The organism is Candidatus Thiodiazotropha endoloripes, from assembly GCF_001708965.1.
GTDB classification, from domain to species: domain Bacteria; phylum Pseudomonadota; class Gammaproteobacteria; order Chromatiales; family Chromatiaceae; genus Thiodiazotropha; species Thiodiazotropha endoloripes.
This window is the reverse complement of sequence record NZ_LVJW01000003.1, coordinates 69079-93684: the sequence shown is the minus strand read 5'-3', so window position 1 is coordinate 93684 and position 24606 is coordinate 69079. Positions and strand designations below refer to the sequence as shown.

General features: G+C 55.4%; 23 protein-coding genes. 8 read left to right on the top strand and 15 right to left on the bottom strand.

Annotated features, from left to right (window positions below):
- Positions 1–30: 30 nt before the first annotated feature.
- A complete protein-coding gene (gene bioB / locus A3193_RS00415; protein ID WP_069004238.1) occupies positions 31–1041 on the bottom strand; it encodes a biotin synthase BioB in 1011 nt (336 codons plus the stop codon).
- Positions 1042–1324: 283 nt separating this feature from the next.
- Here bioB and A3193_RS00410 point away from each other — a divergent pair, with 283 nt between their 5' ends.
- Together A3193_RS00410 and A3193_RS00405 are read left to right on the top strand one after the other, a co-directional pair.
- Positions 1325–2038: a ComF family protein gene (locus tag A3193_RS00410; protein ID WP_162272414.1), complete on the top strand. Its 714-nt coding sequence runs from the start codon at positions 1325–1327 to the stop codon at positions 2036–2038.
- A gap of 186 nt (positions 2039–2224) precedes the next feature.
- Positions 2225–3082, top strand: a complete 858-nt coding sequence (locus A3193_RS00405; RefSeq protein ID WP_069004236.1) for an HDOD domain-containing protein — start codon at positions 2225–2227, stop codon at positions 3080–3082.
- 12 nt (positions 3083–3094) lie between these two features.
- Here A3193_RS00405 and A3193_RS00400 read toward each other — a convergent pair whose 3' ends face one another.
- The 4 genes from A3193_RS00400 to A3193_RS00385 all read right to left on the bottom strand — a co-directional run bounded on the left by A3193_RS00400 (position 3095) and on the right by A3193_RS00385 (position 6561).
- The gene (locus tag A3193_RS00400; RefSeq protein ID WP_069004235.1) at positions 3095–3409 is read right to left on the bottom strand and encodes a DUF4124 domain-containing protein; all 315 of its coding nucleotides are present in this window, start codon (positions 3407–3409) and stop codon (positions 3095–3097) included.
- 151 nt (positions 3410–3560) lie between these two features.
- The gene (locus tag A3193_RS00395) at positions 3561–4292 is read right to left on the bottom strand and encodes a general secretion pathway protein GspB (RefSeq protein ID WP_069004234.1); all 732 of its coding nucleotides are present in this window, start codon (positions 4290–4292) and stop codon (positions 3561–3563) included.
- Position 4293: 1 nt separating this feature from the next.
- Entirely contained in the window at positions 4294–6171 is a 1878-nt protein-coding gene (locus tag A3193_RS00390; protein ID WP_069004233.1) for an ExeA family protein, read from the bottom strand.
- Between the two features lie 15 nt (positions 6172–6186).
- The gene (locus A3193_RS00385; RefSeq protein ID WP_162272415.1) at positions 6187–6561 is read right to left on the bottom strand and encodes a tetratricopeptide repeat protein; all 375 of its coding nucleotides are present in this window, start codon (positions 6559–6561) and stop codon (positions 6187–6189) included.
- Between the two features lie 412 nt (positions 6562–6973).
- Here A3193_RS00385 and A3193_RS00380 point away from each other — a divergent pair, with 412 nt between their 5' ends.
- From A3193_RS00380 to A3193_RS00365, 4 genes are all read left to right on the top strand, one after another.
- Positions 6974–7867, top strand: a complete 894-nt coding sequence (locus tag A3193_RS00380) for a sulfurtransferase (protein ID WP_069004232.1) — start codon at positions 6974–6976, stop codon at positions 7865–7867.
- Positions 7868–7914: 47 nt separating this feature from the next.
- The gene (locus A3193_RS00375; RefSeq protein WP_083218232.1) at positions 7915–10302 is read left to right on the top strand and encodes a DUF255 domain-containing protein; all 2388 of its coding nucleotides are present in this window, start codon (positions 7915–7917) and stop codon (positions 10300–10302) included.
- Positions 10303–10419: 117 nt separating this feature from the next.
- Positions 10420–11472 (top strand): hypothetical protein, encoded by a 1053-nt coding sequence (locus A3193_RS00370; protein WP_069013776.1) that lies wholly within the window; start codon positions 10420–10422, stop codon positions 11470–11472.
- 83 nt (positions 11473–11555) lie between these two features.
- Positions 11556–12128, top strand: a complete 573-nt coding sequence (locus tag A3193_RS00365; protein WP_141694745.1) for an SH3 domain-containing protein — start codon at positions 11556–11558, stop codon at positions 12126–12128.
- A gap of 35 nt (positions 12129–12163) precedes the next feature.
- Here A3193_RS00365 and asnB read toward each other — a convergent pair whose 3' ends face one another.
- Genes asnB through A3193_RS00335 form a run of 7 tightly spaced genes read right to left on the bottom strand, consistent with a single transcriptional unit; the run spans position 12164 to position 19243 of the window.
- Positions 12164–14182 (bottom strand): asparagine synthase (glutamine-hydrolyzing), encoded by a 2019-nt coding sequence (gene asnB / locus A3193_RS00360; RefSeq protein WP_069013774.1) that lies wholly within the window; start codon positions 14180–14182, stop codon positions 12164–12166.
- 12 nt (positions 14183–14194) lie between these two features.
- Positions 14195–15256, bottom strand: a complete 1062-nt coding sequence (locus A3193_RS00355; protein WP_069004228.1) for an aspartate/ornithine carbamoyltransferase family protein — start codon at positions 15254–15256, stop codon at positions 14195–14197.
- Positions 15250–15372: a hypothetical protein gene (locus A3193_RS20865; RefSeq protein WP_268802936.1), complete on the bottom strand. Its 123-nt coding sequence runs from the start codon at positions 15370–15372 to the stop codon at positions 15250–15252. Before A3193_RS20865 ends, A3193_RS00355 begins: the two co-directional genes overlap by 7 nt.
- Positions 15372–16814 (bottom strand): sodium:solute symporter family protein, encoded by a 1443-nt coding sequence (locus A3193_RS00350; RefSeq protein WP_069004227.1) that lies wholly within the window; start codon positions 16812–16814, stop codon positions 15372–15374. Before A3193_RS00350 ends, A3193_RS20865 begins: the two co-directional genes overlap by 1 nt.
- Complete coding sequence (locus A3193_RS00345; RefSeq protein ID WP_069004226.1) at positions 16811–17545, bottom strand: cysteine hydrolase family protein; 735 nt, start codon at positions 17543–17545, stop codon at positions 16811–16813. The genes A3193_RS00350 and A3193_RS00345 overlap by 4 nt, the downstream gene beginning before the upstream one ends.
- Positions 17542–18795 (bottom strand): Zn-dependent hydrolase, encoded by a 1254-nt coding sequence (locus A3193_RS00340; protein WP_069004225.1) that lies wholly within the window; start codon positions 18793–18795, stop codon positions 17542–17544. The genes A3193_RS00345 and A3193_RS00340 overlap by 4 nt, the downstream gene beginning before the upstream one ends.
- A gap of 4 nt (positions 18796–18799) precedes the next feature.
- Positions 18800–19243 (bottom strand): fibronectin type III domain-containing protein, encoded by a 444-nt coding sequence (locus A3193_RS00335; RefSeq protein WP_069004224.1) that lies wholly within the window; start codon positions 19241–19243, stop codon positions 18800–18802.
- 169 nt (positions 19244–19412) lie between these two features.
- On the opposite strand from A3193_RS00335, the gene A3193_RS00330 reads away from it, so the two are divergent.
- Positions 19413–19955 (top strand): MarR family winged helix-turn-helix transcriptional regulator, encoded by a 543-nt coding sequence (locus A3193_RS00330; RefSeq protein WP_069004223.1) that lies wholly within the window; start codon positions 19413–19415, stop codon positions 19953–19955.
- A 279-nt stretch (positions 19956–20234) separates the two neighbouring features.
- On the opposite strand, the gene A3193_RS00325 is transcribed toward A3193_RS00330, so the two are convergent.
- The 3 genes from A3193_RS00325 to A3193_RS00315 form a co-directional block, all read right to left on the bottom strand.
- Positions 20235–21005 (bottom strand): class I SAM-dependent methyltransferase, encoded by a 771-nt coding sequence (locus A3193_RS00325; RefSeq protein ID WP_162272416.1) that lies wholly within the window; start codon positions 21003–21005, stop codon positions 20235–20237.
- Between the two features lie 161 nt (positions 21006–21166).
- On the bottom strand, positions 21167–21640 hold the full coding sequence (locus A3193_RS00320; protein WP_069013772.1) for a methyltransferase family protein: 474 nt from the start codon (positions 21638–21640) through the stop codon (positions 21167–21169).
- Between the two features lie 11 nt (positions 21641–21651).
- The gene (locus A3193_RS00315) at positions 21652–22389 is read right to left on the bottom strand and encodes a helix-turn-helix domain-containing protein (RefSeq protein WP_069013771.1); all 738 of its coding nucleotides are present in this window, start codon (positions 22387–22389) and stop codon (positions 21652–21654) included.
- Between the two features lie 154 nt (positions 22390–22543).
- Here A3193_RS00315 and A3193_RS00310 point away from each other — a divergent pair, with 154 nt between their 5' ends.
- Complete coding sequence (locus A3193_RS00310) at positions 22544–24583, top strand: VIT and vWA domain-containing protein (protein WP_069013770.1); 2040 nt, start codon at positions 22544–22546, stop codon at positions 24581–24583.
- Positions 24584–24606 lie beyond the last annotated feature (23 nt).

The window sequence follows — 24606 nt, the reverse complement described above, 5'->3', positions numbered from 1 at the left end:
TCGAATCCCGCCACCGGCGAGAGTGGACACTCAAACGGCCTGGGCTTTCTGACAGGGAGTTTTGGCCGCCTTGACCTCAGTCTCGACCAGCGCCTCGGTTTTCATACCCAGACGTTCCAGTAGTGCTCTGTCCCGGTCCGCTTCAGGGTTGTCCGTGGTGAGTAAGCGCTCACCATAGAAAATCGAGTTCGCGCCGGCGAGAAAACAGAGCGCCTGCATCTCGTCACTCATCTCTCCCCGCCCGGCCGAAAGCCTGACGTAGGAGTTGGGCATCAGAATTCGCGCCACGGCGATGGTGCGTACGAACTCCAGGGGGTCAAGATCCTCAACCTGGGAGAGCGGTGTGCCTTCGATCTTGACCAGCATGTTGATCGGTACCGATTCGGGATGCTTCGGCAGATTGACCAGCTCCCGCAACATGCTGGCCCGGTCCCGTCTCGACTCCCCCATCCCGAGGATGCCTCCAGAACAGACATTGATCCCGGCATCACGCACATGGGAGAGGGTCTGTAATCGATCATCAAAGGTTCGGGTGGTGATCACCTCACCATAGAACTCCGGAGAGGTATCCAGATTGTGGTTGTAGTAATCCAGGCCGGCATCACGCAGGCGTTCCGCCTGTTGTTCACTGAGCATTCCCAAGGTCAGGCAGGTCTCCATGCCCATGCCGTTGACCGCCTCAACCATCTCAATCACCCGTTGCAGATTCTTATCGGTCGGATTGCGCCAGGCTGCTCCCATGCAGAAGCGGCTTGCACCTTTCTGTTTTGCCGCATCTGCGGCTTTGACCACATCTTCCAACGGCATCAACTTCTCGGCTTCCAGCCCCGAGTCATACTTGGCACTCTGGGAACAGTAGCCACAATCCTCGGCGCAGGCACCGGTCTTGATGCTCAGCAGGCTGCTCATCTGAATCTGATTGGGATCAAAACGCTCCCGATGCAGGCTCTGGGCACGAAACATCAGGTCGTTGAAAGGCAGATCGAGTAGTGCCTCGATCTCATCCAGAGTCCAGTCATGGCGTAGCAGGCTGTCGGTCATGATATCCACCAGGTTGTACAAAAATCAGTCAGTATTAGGTAGCGGGGAGTCTATGGTAATCATTGACCGATAACAGTCAACCTGGATTACGTTATCCAGTTTACTTCTGTATAATTTTTGTACTATTCAGCCAATTTGGAAATCACTGGTCCAGCAGACCATCAACATCTGTTGATTACCTCCAGATTACCTATACTGGGCAGACTGCAACGGTTAAACTGAAAATCGACTCAAAAGGATCACTGAGCGCACCGATCAACCACTGATATCCATGGATGGAGCGATGAAGTCCGACTGGCTGGAGCTACTGCTTAAACATATCTACCCACAGAACTGTCTGCTCTGCGGTGCGGAAGCCGACCATAGAACCCGTTTTTGCGACCCCTGCTATCAATCGCTACCGTTCAATCGCCATGCCTGCCCTCGCTGCGCTCTGCCACTTCCCCCCGACGCACCCGCTGAGACCCGCTGTGGCGCCTGTCTCAAAAGCGAGCTCCCCTATGTATCATGCCACACTGCCCTGCGCTATGAAGCACCATCCAACCATCTGATCGCACAGCTTAAGTTCCGTCACCAGCTGCATCTGACCATACCGCTCGCCCGATTGATCATCGATCGCCTGGGTGAGGTGCAAGATCCACCGGATCTACTGCTTCCAGTGCCTCTCCATCGACAGCGCATGAGGGAACGGGGATTCAACCAGGCTCAGGAGTTGGCTCGGGTCGTGGCGAAGCACTATCGGATTCCCCTGGAAGACCGTCTGGTGAAACGCAGCCGCAATACCAATGCCCAATCCGACCTCAACGAACGCTTGAGGCGAAACAATCTTCGCCATGCGTTTCGCGTCTATGGCAGCCTGCAGGGTAGCCGGGTAGCGATCCTGGACGATGTGATCACCACCGGATCGACGATCAACGAAATGAGCAAAACGCTGAAGCGACACGGTGCGGCTGAAATCACGGTCTGGGCTGTCGCCAGATCGACTATCGAGCGGTGATTCCCGAGTAGCGTAATGGAAGAAACTTTTTCTATTTCCGGCAGACCAATCTGAACCATTGTTGCTATAATGCGGTCGTCGCCAAAGGATAATGAATAACCGGCGTCAAATATTCATGACTGAACAGATCCTTCAGATTCTACCCACAGGAACCGAGGTTGAGCACTATCTGTTCACGAGGTGCCTATGTCGACACTGTGGGAAAAGATCACCCGGGACTGTAAGCTCATCACCTTGCCTGATGTCTATATCCGGCTAAAGGCTATTATCGACACACCGGAATACCGCCTGGATGATGTTGCCGATACCATCCGCAGCGACCCGGCCCTAACCACCCGCGTTCTGAAACTGATCAACAGCCCCTACTTTGGCCTGGCCAGTAAGATCGAGACCGTTTTTCGCGCAGTCTCCCTGCTCGGGACGCAACAGATTCATGATCTTACCCTGGCCACCTCTATCTCCGAGTCGTTGCATGAGCCGTCTGACAGCGCGTTTGATATGCAGGATTACTGGCGACGCAGTATCTTCTGCGGCTTGGTTGCCCAAGGCATTGCCAGACGCATGGGCCTGATAGACAGTGAACGGCTGTTTGTCTGCGGTCTGCTGTATGACCTGGGTCACCTGATCATGCATCAGAGCATACCGGAGCAGACCCAGCAGGCATTGCAGCGATCTCAACAACACTCCCAACCACTGGTGGAAGTGGAACGGGAGCTGATCGGTCTGGATTATGCGCGGGTCGGCGCCACCCTGATGCGCCAGTGGAGCTTCCCCCTCTGTCTCATCGAAACCACGGAATTTCATACCGAGCCACTCCGCGCCAAACACCACCCGGCGGAGACTGCAATGGTTCATATTGCGGCTATGGTGAGCGATACCATGATGGGAAATGGCGAGCTTGGTGAAGGTCTTAACACCCCCCACCCTGCCGCGCTGCAGAAAACTGGTCTCGATCTGGCAACCTGCCGTTCAATCGCTGAGGAGGTTGAACCCGGTATTGAGTATATCCTGCATACCATCTACCCGCTGAAAAAAGCTTCCTAGACCTTCACCCTGTCAACGCTTGAGCGGGCAGGTGCTGCGGGTATTCGGTCGTTTGCTGATTGTTTTAACCACACTCTTTTTTTGCGGTTTGGACTTCGGCTTACGCTTTTTCTTCGGGGTGAGAGAGACTTTAGGCGCTTTGCGCATCTCCATGGTGGAAAAGGTGCTGGTGTCGATGGGTGCCCGCTGACTGCCCTTGGGCGGCGGTGATTGACTGTAGTGCACCTTGCCCTTTTCGTCATACCATTTGTAGATCACAGCCTGGGCATTGAGTGGCAGCAGCAATAACAGATAAGCTCCCACCAACAATATGTTTCGTTCCTTCATCCTGCGCTCCTTGACCCAACCACACAACCATTCAGTGAATATCAATATACCCTGAACAGTGACCAACAGGCCACACCACAGCCTCTGGCTCATCGGCTCGACTCTACCGTCTGTCCAGATAATCGCTGATTTTCAGCAGGGCAGATCCCGCTCAGAGATTTCCCAGGGGAAAAATAAAACGTTCCCCCATATGCTCCATAATCACCCCTTCGGGCAGTATCTCGATCAGCAAGGGACCTTCAGCCAGATAGTCCCCCTCCCGGTACTTCTCCATGTTGACCAGTACATAGCGTTTCAGCGGACGAGGATCATAACTGTGAATATCAATATTCATCGCCGGCAGATTGGATACGAATCCACCCGGCATATCGTGCAGAGGTATGGCCCTTGGCGGCGGTGGTTTCGGTGCTGGCGGCGGTGGCACCTGGAGCGGTTTTACCGTCACCACAGGTTGCGGGGTCGGTTGTCCGGGCTTGTCAACAGGTTGAGTCGCTTGGGTCATCGGCTTTACGGGCGGAGCCTGTGTCACCACTGGTGCCGCCTCGGGCTGCGGCTTTACCCCGGTCGCACCCTGACCGGCTCTTACCGGCCTGACTGTAAGCTCCCCAGGAGGGCGTGCCGGCTCAGCCACCGGAGCGGTTTTGGTGGCCGGCTCAGGTTTGAGATTGACCTGAGGTTGGGAATCCGGCTGGGATCGGTTCTGAATGCCACCCAGGTAGAGACCGACCGCCAAAATGGCCAGCCCCATCAGCGACAACAGCCCCCACCTGAGACGACTGCCAGCCTGACTCTCCTGCTCGGAGGCCTGCCCTGAAATACCCGGAACCTTGCCCAGTTTATGCTGCCGTTCCGCCTTCTTCAGGGCTTCTAGAATCAGCGACATATCAGCGCCCCCCGCTCCCTGGATTGGCGGCAAGAGTTGGGGTGCCTGCGGGTAGCTGCAGATTATTCAGATAGACCTGGGTCTGCTGACCAGCCACACCATCTGCATCGAGACCATTTTGGCGTTGAAACGCCTCAAGACGGGACTTGAGGGCTGTGTCAAAACGATCCAGCCCCTCCACCAGGACCAGCTCTACACCATCCACAAGAGTGAGACGATTGCGCAACCAGGTAACCGCCTCTCCCGTGGAGCCCTGACCGATCAATGCCAGCCCGGCATGGGGTTTCCATAGCATGACAAACCCTCCCCGCCAGAAACGCTTGAGTTGATCCAGCTTGACTACACCCTTGGACTCACCGGTATCGACCAACAGCCACTCATCATCCACATGGGTAAGGAACAGCAGGCGCTCCTGGACATCCTGTTTCAGGCGAATCAGCAGGGGGCGATTTAAACGCAACAGAGTTGCCCAGTCGGCAAACTCACTCAAGCAGCGTAATCCATACTCCGGCGCCTGTTGGCAGGGATGGGATGCGGTGTTCAGATTAATCGAGGCATCCCACACCTGAAACAGCTTCTGGTAACTGCTGAAGCGGTCCTGTGGCTGACTGAAGAGTCTCTCCAGCTCGATCTCTCTGGGTGGATCCTTATGCTCCACACCCGGGCTGGCGGCAGTCTCAACATTTCCCTCATCAGTCTCAAGGATCCCGATCTCCTGCAGCGCTGTCAAAGGGGGCTGGGGCAACACTTCTGGCTGCTCGACTGAGGGAGTTTGTGACAGTTCAGCAGGCTGTCCCAACAGGCTGGTTTGGGAGTCGTCAGCCGATGTTTCGGATTGTTGAGGTGGTTCAACCTCAGCCTGAGGACTCAACTCCCCGCTCTGGGGCATCTTGCTTATCTCTTCAGCGGATTGCTCCTCACCTGTATTCTGTGTTTGAGGCGCTGATTCGACACTCATATCCACACTGCGGCTCAGGTAGTTATCAAACCAGAACCAACCGCCCCCAACGGCCAACAGCAACAGCAGAGCGGCCGCTACGCCGAGCTTCAGGCCATGCTTGCGTTTCGCCTTGCGCCCCTTGACCTCTTTGGCGGACCGCCACACCATGCGGGCATCGATTCGCTGTTTGCCGCTGGTATAGATCGCCAGCAGCGCCCGTTCGCAGATGGTGTTGATCAGCCGGGGTATGCCTCGGGAGTAGCGATGCATCAGCCACAGCGCGGCTGGGGTGAACAGATCCTCCCGTTCACCGGCGACCGCCAGGCGGTGACTGATATAGGCCCGGGTCTCCGCACGGTTCAAGGGTGACAGATGGTATCGGGCAGTGATCCGCTGATCGACCTGCCTCAACTCTTTGCGATCGAGAATCTGCAGCAGTTCCGGCTGACCAACCAGAATGATGCGCAACAGCTTATGCTGGGATGTCTCCAGGTTGGTCAGCAAGCGAACCTGCTCGAGTACTCTCGGACTCAGGTTTTGTGCTTCATCCACCACCAGCACCGTATGTTTTCCGGCACTGTGGATCTCCAGCAGATGCTTGGCCAACCGATCGCTGAGATGTTTCAGGGAGTATGGGGGGCCTTTGTATGAGATACCGAGTTCATCACAGATGGTTGCCAGAAACTCCCGTCTGGAAAGCCGGGGATTGAGAATCAGGGCAACTTCCACATCCTCAAGCTGTTGGGCCAGCAGACTTCGCAGCAACAGGGTTTTGCCGGTCCCGACCTCTCCCGTGAGCAGCACGAATCCGCCATTCGGTCCGGCGCCATAGATCAAATGGGCCAGACTCTCCTCATGCCCCCGACTCAGATAGAGATAGCGGGGATCCGGGGTGATGGCAAACGGATTTTCCTTGAACCCAAAATCACTGAATTTCATGGTCTTGCAAGCGGATCAATCACAGCCGTCTTCCGCCTCATCCTCATTTTCCTCGGCTATCTGGGTTGCCAGCTCAAGCCACTTGATGGCCTCGCTCTCACTGCGCTCCACCCACTGTCCAGCCAGGTAGATCTGACCCAGTTCATTGGCCGCCAGATAGTAGTAGCCATCCTCTGCTGCCTGTTTCAGCCAGTTGACGCCCTGCTGGGTATTCTGCTTTGTCCCACGACCATGGAGATAGAGCATGCCGAGCTGGAATTGGGCCTCCACATGGTCCCGCTTTGCCAGTCGTTTGAACGTCCGATAGGCGGTGGTGTAATCGCCACCTGTCAGCGCGGCCATCCCATCTGCGTAATCATCTGCAGTCACTCCGGCTGAGAGCAACAACATCAAACAAGCCAAGAGTAGCTTAATAATCGTATTTTTCATGATCACACTATTCTGACACAGGGCCCCGTGATTACCAGAGGGGCAGAATGTTTTTTCTCAATCGGTTTGGCGTCAGAATGAGGCCTGGAGTTCAAACCCTGTATGAAACGACCCTCCAATCGACTCAATCAAGCGAGTGGATTGATCGCAAGAGTTATTCACAATAACAGGCCGACTGGTAGTGATACAGAGAGTAAATAGCTGCTGACGCAACTTTATCCGAGGAATCCGATCACATAATTATCAACCCCGCGACTCGGTATGTCGTATAAAACAATCTCAATGCATTTAAACGGAGATCAGGCAAACCTTATGGTGTAATCTCCTGCCGACAACCAACACCATAGTAAAAAACTCGATATCAAGGTGCCATATGTACAGATTCGCTTTCATCCTGATACTTCTCGCAACCGCACTTCCCCTCTCGGCCCAACCACTGGTATCCGTCGAGTGGCTGCAACAGAACAAAAACAGCCCCGACCTGGTGTTGCTCGATCTGCAGAGCAACCAGAACTACCTGCGGTTTCATATCCCGGGATCCATAAACACCGAATATGGTCATTGGCGGACGGAAAAAAAGGGCCAACCCAAACTACTGCCCCCGGTTCCCATCATGGAGAAGCTGATCGGCTCCCTGGGCATCGGCAACAGCTCACATGTGGTGCTGATTCCGCTCGGTGCCAGCGCCGGTGATATGGCAGTGGCATCCCGGGTCTACTGGAGTTTCAAAGTCCTGGGACACGATAAGGTTTCAATCCTGGATGGTGGTCTGATCGCCTATGCGGAGACCCGAAAATACCCCCTGGAGAAAGGCAATCATCAGCTCAAGCCCACCACTTTCAAGGCAGACTACCGAGCGCAGATGAATCCGGATGCCAAGGCGGTTGAACAGGCCGTCAACTCAGGTGCTCTGGCGGTGGATAACCGCACCCGTGCGGAGTACCTGGGCATCTATAAAGGTGGCGCCAAGGAGCGTCCCGGCAGTCTGCCCGGCGCGGTCAATCTCAACTACGACTGGCTGACCGTCAACGGCAGCGGCAAACTGCACAGCGTGGAGAACCTGAAGCAGATCTACACGGCCGGCAATGTCCCTCTGCAAGGTGCACAGATCAACTATTGCCACACCGGCAATCGTGCTGCACTGGCCTGGTTTGTCTCCCACGAGCTGCTCGGTAACCATCAGGCCAAACTCTACGACGGATCCACCCAGGAGTGGGCGGCCGATCCGACTCTGCCGATGGATCAACAGGTCAGACTGAGCTTTTGACTCTGTACGGAATAGACAGCCTGCAACGGCAAGGGTGAGCGTTAGCTATGCCAAGAGTTCTGTTGATTGTTATCAGCCTGCTGGTTCTGCAACCGGCAGGCCATGCAGATGAGACCCTACATCTGGAGAGATCCGAGTCTATGGCAAAAAAACTCTATCAGGCCTATCTGGATAAAGGCATTGGCTACCGACCGCGAACCGAACATTTCAATGCGGATGGCACCCCCAGTTATATCAACCAACTAATCCTGGAGGATTCTCCCTATCTGCTACAGCATGCACATAACCCGGTCGACTGGCACCCCTGGTCCGAGGCAGCCTTCCAGAAGGCAAAACAGGAGAATAAACCGATCTTTCTCTCCATCGGTTATTCAACCTGTCACTGGTGTCATGTGATGGAGCGGGAGAGTTTTGAAAACCTGTCGATCGCCGCCCAGCTGAACCGTGACTTCATTGCCATCAAGGTGGACCGGGAGAGCCATCCCGATGTGGATGAGGTCTACATGACCGCTGTGATGCTGATGACCGGTCACGGGGGCTGGCCCATGTCCAGCTTTCTGACCCCCGAGGGTAAACCTTTCTACGGCGGCACCTATTTCACCCCTGAACAGTTCACCTCGCTGCTAGACCAGGTGAAGAAACTCTGGGTAGAGAGATCAGACGAACTGATTGCTCAGGCCGAAAAAGTGGCGGATGCGGTGGCGCAGAGCAATCGTCTGAGAGGCGAGGCAAAGGCACTCGATCCAGGGGTCATCGGCCAGGCAGTGAAGAGCATGCAGAACGCATTCGATGAGATCCAGGGGGGCTTTGGTCAGGCACCGAAGTTCCCCAGGGAACCCTGGCTCTATCTGCTGCTCGACCAGGCGCAACGACATGGGGATGAAGAGGCCCTGCAGATGCTGACGATAACACTGGACCAGATGGGACGGGGTGGCATCTATGATCAGGTGGCAGGCGGATTCCATCGCTACTCCACCGACTATGAGTGGCTGGTACCCCACTTCGAAAAGATGCTCTACAACCAGGCCCATCTCAGTCGTATCTACCTGGGAGCCTGGCGTATCACCGGCAGAGAGGAGTTTCGTCGGATCGCCACCCAGACCCTCGACTATGTACTGCGTGAGATGACCGCACCGGAGGGAGGGTTCTATTCCGCAACCGATGCTGACAGCGAAGGCGAAGAGGGACTGTTTTTCACCTGGACCCAGGATGAGCTGAACACCGCTCTAGATCAGCAGCAGGCGAGTCTGGCGAGCGCTCTCTACGGGGTAACACCATCCGGAAACTTTGAAGGTCGCAACATTCTCCACCTGCCGCAATCGTTCACCGAGTTTGCCGAAGAGAACCAACTCGGATTGACCGATCTGCTGACACAGATGGAGGAGATCAACCGGATACTGCTGGAGAGACGCAACAAACGCATCCCACCCCTCAGAGATGACAAGATCGTCACCGCATGGAACGGTATGATGATCACCGCATTTGCCCAGGCCGCCGATCTGCTGGATAACAACAGCTATCGTGATGCGGCAATCAAGGCGGCCGATTTTCTCTGGCAGCAGAACCGTTATAAAACCGGCCATCTGTGGCGGGTCCACCTGAATGGTCAGTCTTCCATCCGGGCCACCCAGGAGGATTACGCCTACCTGTCGGAGAGCTTTCTCTACCTCTACGACCTGACCGCCGAACAGCGCTGGTTGAACCGCGCCAAAGAGCTTGCCGGAGCGATGACCGAACGCTTTCTCGACGATCAGCAGGGCGGCTTTTTCATGAATGAGGCCGAGAGCAGCATCACCGGTATGGGACGCCCCAAGGATGAGGGCTCTGACAATGCCATTCCCTCGGGCAGTTCCGTCGCAATACACAGCCTGCAGCGACTCTGGCAGCGCAGTGGCGAACTGGACTTTCGCAAGCAGACCGATGCCCTGATAGCCCGCTTTGCCCCGGCCCTCGAAGCAACACCGATCAGTTACGGTTATCTGCTGAGTGCCGTGGCCGACCACCAGCATGGGGAACTCGGCTCGAGGGCCTATGCCGGACAGGGCGGCATCCGCATTCAAGCCAACACCAGCAAGGCCGCTCAACAGATCCTGCTGAACCTGAAGATCGAGATCCCGGAAGGCTGGCACATCAACTCCAACCAACCCAACGGCAAGGATCTGATTGCAACCCGCCTGACACTTGCACAACAGCTCGAAGGCTGGCAGATGGGGCCGGTAACCTACCCAAAGGGAAAACAGGAGAGACTCGCATTTCAGCAACAGCCACTCTCTGTCTATGGGGGAGAAATCAGCTTACAAACTCTGTTGAAACAACTCGATGAAGAGAAAACTGAAACAACGACACTGCCGGTTGAGTTACAGCTTCAGGCCTGTAACGATCAGGTCTGTCTGCCACCGGAAACCGTGACACTTTGGGTGGACATCAACCAGTAAACCGAACGATTGTATTCGGCTTAACAGGCGCTAGGGTAATCCCCAGTGCCCAAGCCTGAATGGAGCCCATAGAATAGAACTCCTGCAAATCAAGGAACTGAGATACTGGAGTTATCCATGAACGGATCAGCAACCACATTTGGCACCAATCAATTACGCTCACCAAACTATCTGTTCGGGGCAACCCATACTCCCCTCAGCACGCCATTTCGAAGCAACCAGACTGTCGCACAGGAGGTTGCCAACCTGTTCAGACAGGGCATACAGGGAGAAGCGGTCGCACTTCTGAACAACCACAAACAGGGACAAGCTCCCGCTGTTCAACAGGCACTCGACCGGATGGTCAGCGCTGAGCTCCAGTACTCCATTTCACCTGACACCTCTCACAACAATCAGAACCTGTTCACCAGTCCGGCAGAGATCGGTACAGCCATCAGGCAGATCAATCAAGCCGGCAGCCAAACACCCGAGATGCCGGTGACATCCACACTCTCCGATCAACAGAAATTTGATGTCTACGCCAGTATTGTACAGACCCGAGGCGATCAGGCCGCACGGGATGACCTGGCCAACGGGAACAGTGTCATCGTCGGCCTGCGTTCTGAAACCGGCAGCTTGGAAAACCATGGCCGGGGGGTTTACGATGACCGCATCGCCGTCATCTCCAGAGAGGCCAATGGCACCGTTCACGTAGAGGAGTTCAATCGGGTTTCAACCGAGCCCAGCGCACAATATGATGCCAACCTGGCCAACCATCCGGATAACCGATTCCGGCGCTCGGTCGGTGAGGATGTCACGGGTGATGGTATCCGTGACCAGGGCAGACTGGCCGCGCCACAGACCATTCAAATGTATGAAGATACCCATCGCAATCCAGCCTCGGCAGGCGGCAGTGATTTTGCACTGAGACCAACACCACAGTCGGTAAACCAGGGGCAAGGCGGGGTTGAGCGTTTCACTGCCGGAACCGGCTATGTGGATAACAGCAACCCGGGCACCAGTGATGACCTTAACCGCACATTCAAAATACACTCAGGCAGCCGAACCAATACCGATTCGGCTGGCTGTACAACCGTGCACCCCAACGACTACGTGCGCTTTGAAGAGAGCATCAGAACCCATCCGGGTCAGACCACCTGGAATTATGTGCTTACCGAGGTCACACCATAGTTATCGACAAACCATTCAGTAGAACGGCTACCCTGTTCTTCTGCCTCTCGCTCACTTCATTGAGTTTTGCAGAAGAGGCCTGGGTGCCCACCACTGAAACCGAATGCCGGATTGAAGGTTGGTCAAAGGAGACCCATCAGCATGGCCTGCAAGTACGCTCTTCAGCTGAGATGAATGCCCAGGTGGTTGGCATACTGCCAGCCTATGTGATCAATTTTGACAGCCACAACTTTGGCATCGAGTTCCAGATCATCGGCTCAGATCGGGGCTGGCTGAAGATCCGTGGCGCGAAAGATGACCCGAACCGCAGCAAGCTGCCAATCAGAGCCACTCATCCAGGTATCGGCTGGATACCAGGTGAGCAGGTGGCGTTCATGGTGCAATCCGGTAGCGGGCATCAGCGTCCCGATGCCGAGAGCGCAAAACTGCTCGACCTGAAGGGGGATTGGCTGACCTCGATGGGCAAGATAGTGCAGGTGGTCGCCTGCTCGGGTGAATGGGTACTGCTGGACTACTCCCTTGGCAGAGCGCGTAACCCGCAAACCCTGGCACTGAAGAGACTCACCGAAGCTGAGCGGCGAGCCTCTCAGGGGCGTGCCTGGTTTCGAGGTGTTTGCGCAAACCAGGAGACCAGTTGTGAAACCAGCTGGCCATAATCGCGGGCTGTGCAGTCAGCTTATCAAGCCGATCGTTACATGGAAGCTTCCACACGCCAGCCGAGCTGTTCCGCCTTGGCCCTGGCCTGTGCCGGAACATCCGTTGCCACAAAGTGACGATGCAGTACCTGCACACCAAGCAGGTGGTTGATGATCGCATCGAGTTTGTTCTGGGTGGCTGCCGTTAACTGCTTGTCGTCATGCAGATCGAACAACGCCTTGACCCCGTCGGCCGACAGAAGGCCCGCATCGGCGATGGCGGTCGGATTCAGATACTCATCCGCCAACCCCCGCATCGCGGCCCACTTTTTCGGATCGGTGTGGGCAGGCGGTGCCATGAAGGCAAACTTCTCCCGCTTGTAGAGCACCTCAGGCAACAGCCCTTTCATCGCCTCACGCAGCACATACTTCTCCGTCTTGCCCTTGATGCGCAGGGATGGGGGTAGCTGCGCCGCCAATTCCGCCAGGTGATGATCGAGAAAGGCGGGGCGGGCCTCCATGGAGTTGGCCATATCGACCCGGTCACCACCCCAGGTGAGAATCTGCCCCTCGAGCATGGTCTTGATCCAGACATACTGGGCCTTATCCAGGGGATGGCGTCCAGCGAGACTCTCGCCATCGAGCTGCTGCGCAATGGCCTGCCCCGGATCGTAGCCGGTCAATTGAGCGTTCAGCTCTGTAGAGAGCAGTCCCGGCACCCGGGTAGCGGAAGCCAGCCAGGGCTGCAGACAGCTCGGGGTGAATCCGACCTTCTCCTCCAGCGCCTGATGACGAACTTCATCTTCTGCCAGCATTGCCCCCTTAAAAAGCTTGTTCTGCTCCGCCAGCAGCTTCTCCCACTCGGCACGCTCCTCGGCGGAGAGATGATCCAGACCGTGCAGAAACATATCCCGGCGGAAGGCGGGATAGCCACCGAACAACTCATCGGAACCCTCGCCGGTCAGCACCACCTTGTAGTCGACGCTCTGCACATGCCGGCTCATCAACAGTTTTGCCACCCCCAGGGTGTTGTAGATGGTCCGCTCGGTGTGCCACAGAGTCTCGACAAAATTATCATAAAGATGAGAGGCATCCAGCATCATCACATCCTGATCCGCACCGGTGCTTTCGGCCATCTCCCGGGCGATCGGGGATTCGTCATAGTCCTTGTTGTCAAAACCGATGGTGAAGGCCTTCACCGGGCTCTGCCTGGCTGCTGCAGCCAATCCGAGAATCGAACAGGAGTCGATACCACCGGAGAGATAACAGCCCACCGGCACGTCCGCCTCCAGACGCAGCTGCACCGCTTCCAGCAGTTTGGCGCGCACCGCTTCGATCCACTCATCTTCATCGTATTCGGAAGGTCTGTCAGCCTCATCAGGAAAGGGCATGTCCCAATATTTCTGTTGGGAAACATGCAAGCGCCCACCCTTTCGCTCCACCACCAGCTGATGCCCAGGGGGTACCTGATGGATGTTTTCGAATGCGGTGGAACCAGGCACGATGGTCTGCATCAGCTGATGATAGACACCCGCCGGATCGAATTTCCGCTGCACTTCGGGATGGGCGAACAGCACCTTCAGTTCCGAGCCGAACACCAGCACCCCGTCCGCTTCAGCCCAGTAGAGCGGCTTGATGCCGAAGCGATCCCGCACCAGCATCAGACGTTCGGCCGATCTGTCGTAGAGAGCAAAGGCGAACTCACCCCGTAGATGGGGCAGCATCCCCTCCAGCCCCAGGCGCGGATAGAGATGCATGATCATCTCCGAATCGCTTTTGGTCTGAAACCGGTCTCCCCGGGCAGTGAGATCTGCACGGATGCGCTGGTAGTCGTAGAGCTCACCGTTCTTGGTCAGCATCAGTCGACCATCGGCACTCTCGAATGGCTGTCGCCCACGACTCTCATCCAGGTCCACGATGGAGAGCCTGGCGTGACTGAATCCCACCCCCGGCATGCGCCGCACGCCAAAGCCGTCCGGGCCGCGATGGTGTTGAATGGCCGCCATGGCCACCAGGGTTTCAGGGTCGACAGGGCGATCCCGGTCCGCATAGATAAATCCTGCAATGCCACACATATCTTTTCTACTTCAGCTATAACTTTTCAACAACACGGAGAGCAGCGCCATGCGCACGAAAACCGCACCACGGGCCTGGGCGAAATACCAGTTGTAGGGGGTCTCATCCAGACTGCGATCGAGCTCCTCGCCTCGGGCAAGCGGGTGCATCACCACAGCACCGGGCTTGAACGGCGAGTCGGCATCGAGACGATAGGTCCTGCCATGCTCCTCATAGCCATCCGATACCCAGGCGATGGCATTCAGATAGACCACATCCAGTTGCGGCAGCACCTTGTCCAAATCGGGCGTGATGCGAATATTCAATCCCGCCTCGCTCAACTCCTTGTACTGCCCCTCGGAGAAGGGATCCTGATCCTCACTGATAATCACCAGCTCATCGATACCGACTGAAAACAGCGACAGGAACAGCAGCAGGCTACGGATAGTACGCATCCGACCCGGCACACCGATAATGCCGATGCGTATCTTTTCAGAGGCCTTCATGCTGTTCGGATCAGTCAGCTGGGGCACCGCCTTGAGGATCGTGTAGACGTCCGCCATCGCCTGGGTCGGATGCTCATCGGTACCGTTACCCCCATTGACGATCGGAATACGCAACGCCTCGAGCATCTCATAGACAGCCCGGTTGTTACTGTCGCGCAACACCACCATATCCCCATAGTGGTTGAGCATCTCACCCACATCATAGAAAGATTCACCTTTGGCAATACCGGTAGTCGCCGGATCGGTGATCGACATGATATCCCCGCCCAGACGATGCCAGGCACTCTCGAATGAGAGGCGGGTGCGGGTACTCGGTTCATAGAAGGCGGAGATTAGAATCTTACCGGTAAGCGGGCGGGTGATACGGTGAGGCTCGGTTTCATACTTTGCCGCCAGACGACAGAGTTGCACCAGCTGCTCACGGTTGAATTGACGGGCTGAGATAACGGGTCGATGGGCCAGCTCGAGCAGCGGCACCAGATCCTCCGCCAGCCGCTCCATCAGGGATCTCGGACTTTCAAAACCCTGTACATCCAAAGACGGTTCTTGCAGCGGTTTGCTTAATTGAGCATTAATATCATTCACCACAGGGTTCCTCCTTTTCTATCCCGGAACCAGAGCAACAGCAGGATGACCGGTGCGGCAGCCACCATCACTGTTGCTGCAATAATCAGTAGGTTGAGTATTTCGGGGGGGATAATCATCACTTGACCTCCCTAACTGGGACGGGTGTTGGATTGAGCCGCTGCCAATCAAAGCTGCGCGGTGCCAACCAGGTTGTCAGCAACACCAGGGTCATGGAGACAGCGGCCGCCACCAGGGCCGCCACATAGAAACCGATCATGAAATAGCTCAGCAGTCCGATCAGGGTACCCAGGGTCATTGCCAGGGTGGCGCCCATCGGATTGATACTGCGCCAGTAGAGACCGGCGGCCACCGGCCAGATAGTGCTGGCGACAAAGGCGCCGGTGAAATAGAGCAGCTCCGCCAGGGTGGTGATGCGGGGCCAGCAGAGCAACCAGGTCATAACGCCCAGACCGAGGGTTATCCAGCGAGCCGCCTTGACCAGCTCTTCTTCCCTGGCCTGTGGCCGCAGGTGCCCTTTATAGAGATCGGTCAGCACCAGATCGGATGTGGCGGCCAGCAGGGAGTCCAGACTGGAGGCCAGAGCGGAGAAGACCACGATGAAGACCAGCACCGCACCACCGGCGCCCAGTAACTCACCAGCCACCAGGGGACCGACCATATCCGCAGTCGGCACATTGATCTGCAAGGCGGGAACGGTCAATGCGAGAAAGCCGGCCACAATCGGCACCGGCGTCCAGAACAGACCGGCGATCAAATAGGCCTTGAACCCAACACCTTCACGAAAAGCGAAGGCCCTGCTCCACCAGACGTTGGAGTGAAAGATCTCGCCGACACCAAACAACAGGTTGTTGAACAGGAACATGATGGCGGCGGGAAACAGCAGATTGAGCAGCTCCGGCCGCTCCATCAACACCTGCTCATGCATGGTATCGACCCCGACCTTGGTAATCGCCAGCACCGCCAGTATGACAATCCCGGTCAGGATGATCAGCGACTGCAGAAAATCGGTGCCGATAACCGCGCGCAAACCACCCAACAGGGTATAGCTGACACACACCGCGACAATCACTGACATACCGATGTGGTAGTCGATACCGGTGAGGGCGTTTATCAATACCCCACCAGCCATTCCCAGGCTGATCAACCAACCGAAGGCGTAGAAGAGGGAGATTACCAGGAACACCCGCCAGGCCAGATTGCCGTAGCGCAGCCGGATGAAATCACCGCTGGTGAAGCCCTGGGGCATCAGCTGCCGAATCCGTTTCGCCAGGGGCGCGAACAGAATCAGACCGATCGAACCCAGCGAGTATCCGACCATACCCCAGATCCCCATCTGAAAGGCGAGCTGAGGTGCCGCCATGGTGGTGTTACTGGTCACCCAGGTGGCCATGGCGGTAGCAGTTCCCAGGGCCAGACCAACCTTACGGCCGGCGAGCATGAAACCATCCAGCCCCTGGGCGCGCCGACCCAGCCACCAGCCCAGCCAGATCCAGACGGCACTGAACAGAGCCAGTATCAGCCAGCCAAGATCCGCACTGAGTACCGGATCAGAGTTCAAAGAAAGACCCCTTCGATCTCCGAGAGGGCCTCGTCGGTGTTCATCAAACGGGCATAGCGGTCCTTCATGGTGGTGTCTGTGGCCTGTTGCAGCTCAGGGGTTACGGTGGCGATGCCATCGGAGATCAGGGTGACATAGAAACCGAGATCGCAGGCATCCCTCACCGCCGTACTGACACACTCATTGGAGTAGACCCCGACCACAAACAGCCCGGTTATACCCAGGTTGCGCAGCACATACTCCAGGTTGGTGGAGGTGAAGACCCCGGATGCGGTCTTGTTGATGATGATCTCATCCCCATGGGGCGCAACCAGAGGCAGAATTTCCGCCTCCTTGGAACCTGGCGGCGCATGCAGATTGAGACGCTTGTGTCCTGGACCACGATCCCGGCCATCCTGGGTCAGGGATTGGATTCTGGTATGCACCACCTCCAGTCGATTGGCCCGAAAGGCTTCCTGCAGACGCCTCACATTGGGTAGCACCATGCTCTCCAGACGATCGAAATAGTAGGCCTGGGATTCCGGCGGCAGACCGGATGAGTCCGCATCCGCGAAGACGCCGAAACCGGGCGCTGCATCGAGATATTGCATATCGATGCACAACAACGCGGTGTTGTGTCTTTGCAGCGAGTGGGTGCGACCCGCCGCTTCGGCGATCTTCTGCCGATAGGTATCCCGAAGCGGATCGATGTTCATATAGGGATCAGGTTGTTTTTCTTCTTGGTCACTCATGGTGACTCCTCATTGGCAAGTTCGTAGAGTGTGTTGAGCAGTACATTGGCGCCGGCCTGGATGTCATTCCACGAGGTCCACTCCGCCGCTGAATGGCTGCGCCCATCTTTACTCGGTACAAAAATCATGCCGGTTCTGGTGATCCGCGCCAATTGCTGGGTGTCATGGGCGGCGCCACTGGGGAGCTGGTGGTGGTTGTAGGCAAACGCCTGAGCCGTGGATTCAATCAACTGACGGATGCGTTGATCACAGCTGACCGGCGCCAGTTCACTCACCACCTTGAAGTCGAACATCAGGCCGCGACGCCGGGCGATGGCTGACAGGGTACGGCGGAAAGCATCGCTCAGGTCATACAGGACCGACTCTTCCAGATCGCGAAATTCCAGAGCGAACCGGGCCTCGCCAGGCACCACATTGGCCGCCCCGGGCTGCAGTTCAACACGGCCTATGGTGGCGACACTCTGGGGACCACCATGCTCCTCCAGGATCCGGCCGATCTCCACGGAGAACTCCGCGAGGCCCTGAAAGGCGTCACTGCGCATCAGCATCGGCGTGGTGCCCGCATGATTGGCAACCCCGGTGAGACGTACGTCCCAGCGCTTGAGGCCGCAGATACCCTCCACCACACCGATCGAACTGCCCAGTTCATCGAGCACCGGCCCCTGTTCGATATGCAACTCGACAAAGGCGTGCAGACTCTCCGGTGATCTGGCGGCAGAGAGCGCCTCATTGGCATCCAACCCCTGCGCAGCCATCGCTTCGGTCAAGCCCACCCCAGACAGATCCCTGGCGGCATGAATCCACTGGGGGGAGATATCACCGCACAGGGCCTGGGAGCCGAACATACCACTGAAACGACCCTCCTCATCGGAAAAAGCCACCAGCTCCAATGGCCGCTTCAGGCTGATCCCCTGCTCTTTCATCGATCTCAGTGCTTCCAACCCGCACAGCACCCCGAGGGCACCATCCAGATGCCCGGCGCCGGGCACCGTATCGATGTGCGAACCGACCATCACACTGGGTTTGTCAGGATCCCAGGCCAAGCGACCGAACAGGTTCGCCGCCCCATCCTGATGCAGCTCGAGCCCAGCCTGGACGATACGCTCCCGCAACCAGTTACGGGCCTGCATATCCCCCTCGGAAAAGGCCATCCGATAGATGCCCTGATCATCCGCCCGGCCGATTGCGGCGAGCGCCTCCACATCGGACTTGAGACGAGGGAAATCGACTTGTAGCGGCTTTGCACTCATGAGTCTATTGTTCCCGCCTGGCACCGAGAATGATCAACAGGAGGGTCGCCACAAAAACCACCGCACCGATGACAAAAAAGCTCACTGCCTTAACAAGGCTGTGATGCTCAACAAGGAGACTTACCGGTTCGCCCCAGGGTGAAATTGCACCATTTTGATGCATGATGCGGGCACGGAAGTGATAAGATCCATCACTCAATCCGGTCAATACGGTCGACCGGTCACTGCCCTGATAGAGAGGGACCACATTGACAAAGCGATCGTCCAGACTTGATTCAACTTCAACACTGGCGCCTTCAGGAAGTTCCCAGCTCAGCGTGGCTTTGCCATCAGTACTCTGTGCCGGCGCCAGGGAGAGGAGAGGTGCACTAACTGCCGATGCTGCAAATAGGCCGAGAAACAGACAGACAAGGATCTGCCCAGAGAGATGTCTTCCTGCATTTTGCATAGAACTGGACGCCTGTATAGACACATCTGTGCCAGGCGGAAGATCCTTATATTCAGCTAACTATGATTAGTATTCTAAACATTTTAGCCATAAAAATCCCATCAATATCCGTAAACCCTGCAAATTTACTGGTAATAAAAACTTAACATTATTTAGGGAACATACTTTCATGACCCAAACCGACATCACTGAAGATATCCTGATTGCCATCAGACGGGTCATCCGTGCCATTGACCAGCACTCCAGAAACCTGGTGCAGAGTCATGGACTGACCGGCCCACAGGCACTGCTGTTGACGGAGATCGTTCGCAGCGGAAAGATCACCGGCAGTGAACTGGCGAAGCGGGTCAGCCTGAGTCAGGCAACCGTCACCGATGTCGTGAAACGGCTTGAGAGCAGGGAGCTACTGGAGCGGAGTCGCGATGCTGGCGACAAACGCAAAGTGATACTGAAGGCGAGCAAACAGGGAGAGGTTCTGGTCAAGCAATCCGTACCCCTTCTACAGGAGCGTTTTCAACAACGGCTGGGTGAACTCAAGGATTGGGAACAGAACCAGCTGCTCTCATCCCTGCAGCGGATCGCGGAGATGATGAATGCGGAAGACCTGGACGCTTCACCGATGTTGACCAGCGGTGCGATTACCGCATCACCGGAAGCAATACAGGATGTGGTCACGCCGACAGATACTCCACCGGAAGCAGAAGAAGTATAAGGCAGATAGAGATCCCCCCCAGGGCCTGTTAACACTAATCCAATAGGCCCTAAATCCCAACAAAGAAAACAGAGGACAGGGTACTGAACCCATTCAGTCAAGTCTGAATCGATTCAATCTGACTCACAGCACGTCCCGTTCTCGTTGTTTTAAAAAGAACAAACTACGATCACCACTATAATTTCTTAATTTAACAACTGAATCCCGGTTGTATCACATCGTTCATCTGATGGCTGGACCAGCTCCATTCCAGGCCTTCAGAACCGATCAGGCAGCGATCTATCCTTTTGGGTAGTGACTCTGTAATAAACTGCTCACAGGCAACTTCCAAGAGAGCGCAGCATCAGGCACATCGATCTTTCTCGCCACTACACCAATACTCTGATGAACCGGTATCAAATGCACCTTGGATGTGGTTCGGTCACGGGACAAGGAGAGGATTCTAGCCGGGGTTCCCTCTACGGATTCCAATATTTCGAAGCCGGTTCTTTGATTCAGCAGCACTTTGAATGTCTCTCTGGAATAACGCCAGAAGTCCCATGGCAGTTCATGAGGCGGAATCACTGGATGAGTGGCGATAAACAGCAAACCACCAGGCTTCATTACCCGGTTGATTTCGATCACGGCCTGCCAGGGCATCGCCAAATGCTCGAATACAGAGATTGTAAAAACCGCATCATAGTGGTTCTGCGGAAGGTGGGATGAGAGCTCATGAACATCAGCCACCAGATCCACGTTCTCCCCTTCATGGATATCCACTCCGGTATAGTCCACTGTGGAGTGAAACAGGTCACGCATCACCACACCGGTTACATTTCTTGAACCGATCTCAAGCAGGGTCGCCTGGGGCATTTCATTAACGGTTGCAGTAAAACGATTAAAAACTTGGTAGAAGGGATCTTTGTCTGTCTTCTTCTTGATCGGTGTCAACAGCAGGTTGAAAAAAGATAATAGTGGTATCGTCAAGATGTAGACGAAAACGTTGTCTATGCCGTGGTTTCGAATAAACCGAGGGAGCTTCCTGACCTGTCTTACAAACTTAATATCCATATCAATCCAATCCATGAATTCAACGATGTTACCCCTGATGTTACACCCTGTTAAGCGCTCATCTGATAAGTCTCGTAGAGTATAGAGTGCCTGACGCCGAAGCGACCCCATCACCTCAACCAGACCACGTCACTCCCTCATCCAGGAGCAGCAAGACCTGCTTATATCCATCGCCTGACCCGCTCCTGGTAGGTTTGATAGTCAGAGCCAAAACGACGTAGAAGATAGGCCTCCTCCCGAATTACAACATAATAGTGCACAATCACCACTACAGGCAGTAGCATTACCACCATCCAGCCGTTAAGAAAAACAAGAGCAAGCCCCAGTTGCAACAGGATCAGAGAAAGGTAGAGGGGATTTCTGGTGAATCGATATGGCCCGGAAACCATCAATCGATTGATCGGCCGGATTGGAGCAACGGGATTACGGGAGGCACGGAACTCACGCATACCCCACAGTGTCATGGCGATCGCCGCAACACTCAGCACTGCACCAGCCCATTGCAGGATTAACCAATGCGGCAGGGGCATGGGAAAATAGTTGCTGATCACACCCCCCAAACCGATACTGACTATGTGAATCACCGGCGGCGGCAGGATCACATCAGCATGATCCTCTGACCGATCACTTGCCACTCTCTCTCCCTCTATCCATCCCGCTTCAGTTTATTGAAGACACTGAAATCCCATGGCCTGAATGCCAGCATCAAGCTGGTGCCCTGTCGCTGGGAAAGAGGCAATGAACCATCCTCTTCATGCAGCCGATTGAACTCCACCGATACCCGCTTCAACTGCCGTAACATGGTCAATCTCGAATTCTCAGACAGGTATCCGTTGGTAAAGATCAGCGCCTCATCCTCTCGTAGAAATTTCGCATCGAGAAACTCGGGCTGAGCATACTTTTGAAAAAACCTCTGAATCGGCCCATTGGTACGCCAGGTAAAGTTTTTGTCCACCACCAGCTTAAACCGATTAAGCGGTAGAAGCTCGATGATCCTCAGTCGGTCGAGCTTGGCCAGCAACTGGGTCAGCTCAGTCTCAGTAAAGCGGTAGTCCGCCAGTATCTGTTCGAACTGCCAGTGGTTAAAGATACAGATCGCCACCAACAAGAGTTTGGTGTTCCCCACCATCTCCCGCTCCTGATCCTCCGTCAGCATTGTGATGCGCTCCCGCCCTTCAACCATGATCTGCACCAGATCGGAGAGCTCCAGATCGATTAGATCGCAAACCTTCTCCAGCCTGGCGATGGAAAAGCTTCGTTCGGCGAACAGGCGCTTGACACTGTTTTCAGACAGATCCAGCAACTCAGCGACTTCACGGTAGGTAATCCCCTTGGCACGCAGTTCGCGCTTCAAGGCCTGCAACAGCTCTGCAACTTGACTCATACCCCTCTCCCACTGAAAAAGTTTCAATATACAGTACTTTTCGTTTTATAAAAAAGTACTTTTCAGTATTTGGTTTATTTATTTGCAACCTGACTCTACTGTGCCCTTAACTCCGATGCGGAGTCACCCTTTTTTAAAAAATGGAGTTTTCGGTATGACCACTCTAACAAAACAGTTTAAATATCTGCTCTTTGGGCTCACCTTTTTCGCCGCCCAGAGCGCCACATCCGCCGGCCTGATGACGCCGAAATCGGCCAACCTGCCAGAACTGGAGATCAAACAACACCATGTCGACGTCACCATCGAGGACGGTTATGCGATCACCTCGGTCGAGCAGGTCTTTTTCAATCCCAACGATCGGGAACTTGAGGCCATCTACTCATTCCCGGTTCCGGAAAAAGCCTCCGTCGGAGAGTTTACCTACTGGATCGATGGCCAACCGGTAACCGGTGAGGTATTGGAGAAACAGCGGGCCAGGGAGGTCTACCAGCAGGAGCGCAATGCCGGCCGGGAAACCGCACTGACTGAACAGGACAGTTACCGTACATTTGACAGCCACGTCTATCCGGTAAAACCTCAGCAGGATGTCAAAATCCGCCTTGTCTATATCCAGCCCGCGCATGTGGATAGTGGCATAGGACGCTATGTCTACCCCCTGGAAGAGGGTGGCGTGGACGAGGAGAAGCTGGCTTTCTGGCGTTACAACAGCGTGGTGACAGAGGCGTTCAGCTTCAACCTGAAACTACGCTCTTCCTACCCGATCGACACCATGCGACTGCCACAACATCCTCAGGCATCTGCTGTCGCCAACTCGCCACAAGAGTGGTCGGTCTCGCTGCATAACGGCCAGGCCACGACAGAACAAGGAGTAACAAACCCCCAAACCACTCCCGCCATCATTCAGAAACTGGATAAAGACATTCTGGTCTATTGGCGGCACCAGACGGGACTGCCTGGCAGTGTCGACATGGTTACCCATAAGGAACCCGGTAAGGATCGGGGAACCTTTATGTTGACGGTCACACCCGGCGACGACCTGGCCACCATCAATGAAGGCCGTGACTGGGTATTCGTACTCGACATCTCAGGCTCTATGAAGGGTAAGTACCAGAGTCTGCTTGAAGGTGTAAAAAAGGGCTTGGCACGACTCTCTGAGAAGGATCGATTCAAGATCGTGCTCTTCAATGATCGCGCCAAGACACTCACTTCAGACTATATCAACGCAGACAGAGACAATGTAAAACGCTATATCGATAAACTTGAAAACACCTCACCGAACGGCAGCACCAATCTCTATGCCGGTCTGGAGCGTGGCATCAAAGGACTCGATGCCGACCGCTCCAGTGCGATCCTGTTGGTGACCGATGGTGTTGCCAACGTCGGCACCACGGAAAAGAGAGATTTTCTCAAGTTGCTGGAAAAATATGACGTGCGGCTATTCAGCTTTGTCATGGGTAACAGCGCCAATCGCCCGCTGCTGGAAGGTATGACAAAAATCTCCAACGGCTTCTCGATCAATATCTCCAACAGTGATGATATTGTCGGTCAGCTGATGCTGGTAACGGATAAGCTGACCCATGAGGCCCTGCACGATATCGATGTGACGATTCGCGGGGTCAAAGTCAAGGACCTGACTCCGGATCGAATCGGTTCCCTCTACCAGGGCCGTCAATTGATCCTGTTTGGACACTACTGGGGCGAGGGTATGGCTGATGTCAGCATCCAAGGCAAGATATCGGGACAAAAGACAACTTATTCGAGCCGCTTCGAATTCCCAAGTCAGAGCACAGGTAATCCGGAGATTGAACGACTCTGGGCCTACGCAACGATTGAATCGCTGCAGAATCAGATCGACTATCTGGGCGAGGACGCCGACTCCCGACAGGCGATTGTCGATCTGGCCACAGAGTATGGCCTGGTCACCGACTACACCTCCATGGTGGTGGTTCGAGAAGAGCAGTTCCAACAGTACGGTATCGATCGCCACAATCAGGCGCGTGTCGCGAAAGAGCAGACAGCTCGACAACAGCGAGCTGCAACACCTGTTGCCAACAATAGGGTCGACAATCAGCAGCCCATGTTCAACAGACCCCGGGCTTACCCATCGTCTGGCGGTGGTGGTGGTGCACTGGATCCCTGGTTGTTGCTGTTGATCCCGTTATTGATAGCTGGGCGCCAAAGACGCAATCGATAATGCCACCTACTCTGGCCAGGTAT